Here is a 5,391-nt window from a genome sequence, read left to right as displayed (position 1 = left end):
GAGCTGGTCTGGCGCGAGTTCTACCAGCACGTGGCCTTCGGCTTTCCTCGCGTGGTGCGCCACGAACCGTTCCAGGAGCACACGCGGGCGCTCGAGTGGCGCGACGACGACGAGGGCTTCAAGGCGTGGTGCGAAGGGCGCACCGGCTACCCGCTGGTGGATGCCGCCATGCGCCAGCTGGTCGATACCGGCTGGATGCACAACCGCCTGCGCATGGTCACGGCCATGTTTCTGAGCAAGCACCTGCTGATCGACTGGCGCCGCGGCGAGCGCTTCTTTCTCGAGCACCTGATCGACGGCGACTTCTGCTCCAACAACGGCGGCTGGCAGTGGGCAGCGTCCACCGGCACCGACGCCGCCCCCTATTTTCGTATCTTCAACCCCACCCCCCAGTCGACGCGCTTCGACCCGGACGGCGAGTTCATCGCCCACTGGCTGCCCGAGCTCGAAGCGCTTCCCGCCAAGGCGCGCCACGCTCCCCCACGCGACATGCTGACCAAGCTCGACTACCCCGAGCCCATCGTCGATCACAAGGCAGCCCGCGCCCGGGCGCTCGAGGCCTTCAAGGCGCTCTAGCGCCGCTCGGGGCGACGTTAAGTCCACGATGGCGTGCATTCGGCGGTTTCCGGAAGTAGACTAGGCGTGGCCTTGCCAGCCGCTTGCGACGTTTGACCTGAGCGACATCCTTCAGGTCAAGCGCCTCAGGCGGCCAACGACCACCCTGATACTCGGAACGACTCAGTGACCAAGCAACACTCCTTTGATCGCGAAGAACTGCTGGCCTGCTCCCGCGGCGAGCTGTTCGGCCCCGGCAACGCACAGCTTCCGGCTCCCAACATGCTGATGCTCGACCGCATCACGCGCATTCACGAAGAAGGCGGCGAGCACGGCAAGGGCGAGCTGATCGCCGAGCTCGATATCACCCCGGATCTGTGGTTCTTCGACTGCCATTTCCCGGGCGACCCGGTCATGCCGGGCTGCCTGGGCCTGGACGCCATGTGGCAGTTGGTCGGCTTTCACCTGGGCTGGCTGGGCCATCCCGGCCGCGGGCGGGCGCTGGGCTGTGGCGAAGTGAAGTTCAGTGGCCAGATCATGCCCGATGCCAAGACGGTGACCTACCGCATCAACATCAAGCGCGTGATCACGCGGCGCCTGATTCTCGGTATCGCCGACGGCACGGTCTCCGTGGACGGCCGTGACATCTACCAGGCCAATGACCTGCGCGTTGGCCTATTCACCTCCACCGCGAATTTCTGACAGGAGGCTTCCATGCGACGAGTGGTAGTCACCGGCCTGGGCATCGTGTCCTGCCTGGGCAACGACCAGCATCAAGTCTTGGACGCGCTGAAAAGCGGGCGCAGCGGCATTCGCTTCAAGGAAGAGTACGCCGAGCGCGGCTTTCGAAGCCAGGTCGCCGGCAGCGTCGATATCGATCTCGAGTCACTGATCGACCGCAAGCTTCTGCGTTTCATGGGCGACGCCGCGGCCTACGCCTACGTCTCCATGGCCCAGGCGATCGAGGATTCCGGCCTGGCGCCGGAGCAGGTCTCCAACGAGCGCACCGGCTTGATCGCCGGCTCCGGCGGTGCTTCCAGCGCCAACCAGGTGGAAGCCGCCGACGTGATGCGCGAGAAGGGCCTGCGCCGCGTGGGGCCCTACCGGGTCACCCGCACCATGGGCAGCACCGTCTCGGCGTGCCTGGCCACGCCCTTCAAGATCAAGGGCGTGAACTACTCGATCTCCTCGGCCTGCGCCACCTCGGCGCACTGCATCGGCAGCGCCATGGAGCAGATCCAGCTCGGCAAGCAGGACGTGGTGTTCGCCGGCGGCGGCGAGGAGGAGCACTGGACGCTGTCGTGCCTGTTCGACGCCATGGGCGCGCTCTCGACCCACTACAACGACACCCCGGACAAGGCCTCGCGGCCTTACGATCAGTCGCGTGACGGCTTCGTCATCGCCGGCGGCGGCGGCATGGTGGTGCTCGAGGAGCTCGAGCACGCCAAGGCGCGCGGCGCCAAGATCTACGGTGAAGTCGTGGGCTACGGCGCCACCTCCGATGGCGTCGACATGGTCGCCCCCTCCGGCGAGGGTGCGATGCGCTGCATGCGCCAGGCGCTGGCCACCGTCGAAGGCGACATCGACTACATCAACACCCACGGCACCTCGACGCCGGTGGGCGACGTGGCGGAGCTCAAGGCGATCCGCGCGGTGTTCGGCGACTCCACCCCGGCGATGAGCTCGACCAAGTCGCTGACCGGCCACTCGCTCGGCGCGACCGGCGTGCAGGAGGCGATCTACTCGCTTCTGATGATGCAGCACGGCTTCGTCGCCGCCTCGGCCAACGTCACTACCCTCGACGAGCAGGCGGACGGTTTCGACATCGTCACCCAGCGCCGCGATAACGTTGCCATCGAGCGCGCGCTCTCCAACAGCTTCGGCTTCGGCGGCACCAACGCGAGCCTGGTGTTCCAGCGCTACGCCGACTGACGATTCCGAGCGACCCGCGATAACGAGAACGGCGCCCTTGGGGCGCCGTTTTTCGGTTTCGCGGGGCCAGGCCCCAGCTGCTTTCCTGATTCCTCACGCCTTCTTCTCGTAGCGCGGCGTAACGAGCGCAGCGAGGCACCCGCGACGGCGGCGCCGCCGGATCAGGCCTCGGGGCGCGGCCTCGCGGGTGCGCCTGAAGGCTTACCCGCGCTACGGGCTAGCCTGCGCTTTCTCACTTTGCCGTGGGCGCGGCTTCCAGCACCGTGGGCGTTTCGCCGCGGGGCACGTCGGAAATCTCTTCCAGGGTCGTCTCGATCCAGCGTTCGACCTCGGCCAGCACCTCGTCCGGGGTGCGGCCTTCGGTCAGGATCGGCGCGCCGATGCGCACCCGCAGCACGCCAGGACGCTTGATCCAGTAACGTCCGGGCCAGCGCTCGCCGGCGTTGTGCGCCACCGGCAGCACCGGCACGCCGGCGCGGCATGCCACGACAGTACCGCTCTTGTTGTAGCGCTTGCGACGGCCCGGATCGACCCGGGTGCCCTCGGGAAAGATCAGCACCGACAGCCCGCTCTCTAGACGTGCCACGCCCTGGGTCAGCACCTGCTTCATCGCCCGGGCGGGCTTGGAGCGGTCGAGGCCGATCGGGCGCAGCAGGCGAAGTCCCCAGCCGAAGATGGGAATGCGCAGAAGCTCCTGCTTGAGCACCGTGCAGACCGGCGGCTTCATCACCTGCAGGAACACCGTCTCCCACTCGCACTGGTGATTGGCCTGGATGACGCAGGGCCCGGCCGGGATATGCTCGCGGCCCTGGATGTCGTAGCGCACGTTGCAGGCCACGCGAAACCAGAAGATCAGGAAGTAGTTGTACAGGTTCAAAAGCCGGTAGCGTCCGGCCAGCGGCAGAAACGGCGCCAGCGGCAGAAACAGCACGCCGCAGGCCAGCATCGCCGAGAAGTAGCCCAGGTAGAACACCAGGCTGCGAAAAGCGTTGGTCAAGCCGTCTCTCCTTGTGGCGGGCGCGCCTCGTCGCGGGTCAGGCACCACGCATCCAGCATGCGCCCCACTTCCAGGCGCCACGGCTTCTGGTGCACGCCGAACACGTCCAGCACCCGGCGGCAGTTGAGCACGCGGCGCAGCTTGGCGTCGTGATGGTGGTTGAGCGCCTCGACCGTCCCCAGCGCCACCGTTTCGCCGCGCCCTTCGAGATGCGTGGCGAGCTGGGTGCGCACCACCGAGGTGAAGGTGAACGCGCTGACCGGCTCGATGCCCGCCAGGTGGTAGGCGCCCCAGGCATCGGCACCGCACCCCTGCTGGGCGAGCATGCCGATCAGCGCCATGGCGACCGCATCCACCGAGGTGGGGCAGCAGATCACGTCCTCGGCGGCGCGCACGCCCTGCCCCATCATCAGGCTATCGATGATCTCGCTGAGCCAGGCGTGGCTGCCCTCGAGGGCGAACAGCGGCCCCAGGCGCACGATCAGGTGGCGGTGGTACTCGGCGCGAATGCGATCGCCGGTGGCGACCAGCCGGCGCAGCGACTCGTCTCGCGGGGCGGGCACCACGTGCTCGTCGATGGGAATCTCGAAGCCTTCCTCGTAGAGCTCGTCGGCGACGCACCACACCAGCGCCACGCCGTTGGCCTTGCACGCCTCCATGCACGCCTCCACCGCATCGGCGTAGGCCTGTACCTCGGCAGGTGGGCGTCGACCCGGGTGGGCCATGGGCGGCACGATCACCGCATCCGGGGCGATCGCCGCGAGCTCGTCCGCGCCCACGCCGAGCCCCTGCTCGATGACCAGTTCGGTATCGGCGCGCCGGCTGGCTTCCCGGGCGAGCGCCAGGCTCAGGCAGTGCCCGGCATCCAGTATCAAAAGCTTCAAGGCGGAAGGCCTCCTGTTACCCGGCCGACCGGGTCATGCGTCGTCAGAACGGGATTTCGTCGTCGAAGTCGTCGAAGTTGCCCGGGTCCGGCGCGCCGAAGCGGTTGTTGTCGCCTTGCGGCTGGCCGCCCCGGTTGGGCGCGCCCTGGCCGCCCTGCTGCGGGTTCTGGCCGTACTGGCCGGACGGCGTGCCCTGGGCTGCGCCACCGGCGTACTGGTTGCCCTGCGCCGGCGCGTTCTGATAGCCCTGGTTCTGGGGCGGCGCGCTCTGGGGAGCGCCGTTCTGGTAGCCGCCGCCCTGATAGTTCTGCTGCGGGGCACCGCCGCCCTGGAAATCGCCGCTGCGACCGTCGAGCATCTGCATGTCGTTGGCGACGATCTCGGTGCTGTAGCGGTCCTGGCCGTTCTGGTCCTGCCACTTGCGCGTCTGCAGGCGGCCTTCGATGTACACCTTGGAGCCCTTCTTCAGGTACTGCTGGGCGATCTCGGCGGTCTTGTTGAACAGCACGATACGGTGCCACTCGGTGCGCTCCTGGCGCTGGCCGCTCTGGCGGTCGGTCCAGGTGTCCGAGGTCGCCAGGTTCAGGTTCGCCACCGCCGTGCCGGACGGCGTGAAGCGGACTTCCGGGTCCTGGCCCAGGTTGCCGATCAGGATGACTTTGTTGATACCGCGCGCCATGGCTCGCTCCTCGTTGATTGGATCGTTCGATGTCGTGGGCGGCGAAGCTGCGCCGCGCCGCCGTTACTCGTTAGGGTATCACCGATTGACTCGGCACGGATTCACCGTGTGCAAACTCGCCGGTCACGGCTTGGAGGGGGGAATCAGCTCGTCCAGCGCCGCCCGGTCGAGCGCCTGGCGATTCACCTTAAGATACATCAGCCGCTCTTCGGGCACGACCATCACGTCCTCGACACCGACCACGTCGGCCAGACGCTGCATCAGCATGTCCAGGGTGTCCGGATGGGTATCCTCCAGCGCCACCACTTCGCTCGACAGCGGCGGTGGCGGCGGCAGGTGCCACA

At 67.6% G+C, this 5,391-nt stretch carries 6 protein-coding genes and 1 pseudogene; 3 read left to right on the top strand and 4 right to left on the bottom strand.

Translation table 11 applies throughout. The features are described 5' to 3' along the window. From BIS11_RS10070 to fabB, 3 genes are all read left to right on the top strand, one after another. Positions 1–576, top strand: a 576-nt coding sequence (locus tag BIS11_RS10070; RefSeq protein ID WP_301286440.1) for a deoxyribodipyrimidine photo-lyase, incomplete at its 5' end; no start/stop codon positions are given. Between the two features lie 165 nt (positions 577–741). Continuing rightward, positions 742–1,257, top strand: coding sequence for a 3-hydroxyacyl-[acyl-carrier-protein] dehydratase FabA (gene fabA, locus BIS11_RS10065; RefSeq protein WP_227389121.1), 516 nt, complete (start codon positions 742–744; stop codon positions 1,255–1,257). Positions 1,258–1,269: 12 nt separating this feature from the next. Beyond that, positions 1,270–2,487: a beta-ketoacyl-ACP synthase I gene (gene fabB / locus BIS11_RS10060; protein WP_253423255.1), complete on the top strand. Its 1,218-nt coding sequence runs from the start codon at positions 1,270–1,272 to the stop codon at positions 2,485–2,487. A 232-nt stretch (positions 2,488–2,719) separates the two neighbouring features. Here fabB and BIS11_RS10055 read toward each other — a convergent pair whose 3' ends face one another. The 4 genes and pseudogenes from BIS11_RS10055 to BIS11_RS10040 all read right to left on the bottom strand — a co-directional run. After that, positions 2,720–3,484, bottom strand: coding sequence for a 1-acyl-sn-glycerol-3-phosphate acyltransferase (locus BIS11_RS10055; protein ID WP_253423258.1), 765 nt, complete (start codon positions 3,482–3,484; stop codon positions 2,720–2,722). Continuing rightward, a complete protein-coding gene (locus BIS11_RS10050; RefSeq protein WP_253423261.1) occupies positions 3,481–4,368 on the bottom strand; it encodes a sugar nucleotide-binding protein in 888 nt (295 codons plus the stop codon). The genes BIS11_RS10055 and BIS11_RS10050 overlap by 4 nt, the downstream gene beginning before the upstream one ends. A gap of 43 nt (positions 4,369–4,411) precedes the next feature. Then, on the bottom strand, positions 4,412–5,047 hold the full coding sequence (locus tag BIS11_RS10045) for a single-stranded DNA-binding protein (protein ID WP_253423264.1): 636 nt from the start codon (positions 5,045–5,047) through the stop codon (positions 4,412–4,414). Positions 5,048–5,170: 123 nt separating this feature from the next. Then, positions 5,171–5,391, bottom strand: a pseudogene (locus BIS11_RS10040) (MFS transporter); the annotation flags it as partial.

Source organism: Halomonas sp. 707D4 (genome assembly GCF_024158685.1).
In the GTDB taxonomy this organism is placed as follows: Bacteria; Pseudomonadota; Gammaproteobacteria; order Pseudomonadales; family Halomonadaceae; genus Vreelandella.
The sequence above is the reverse complement of the archived record's forward strand: the minus strand, read 5'-3'. Positions and strand labels throughout refer to the sequence as shown.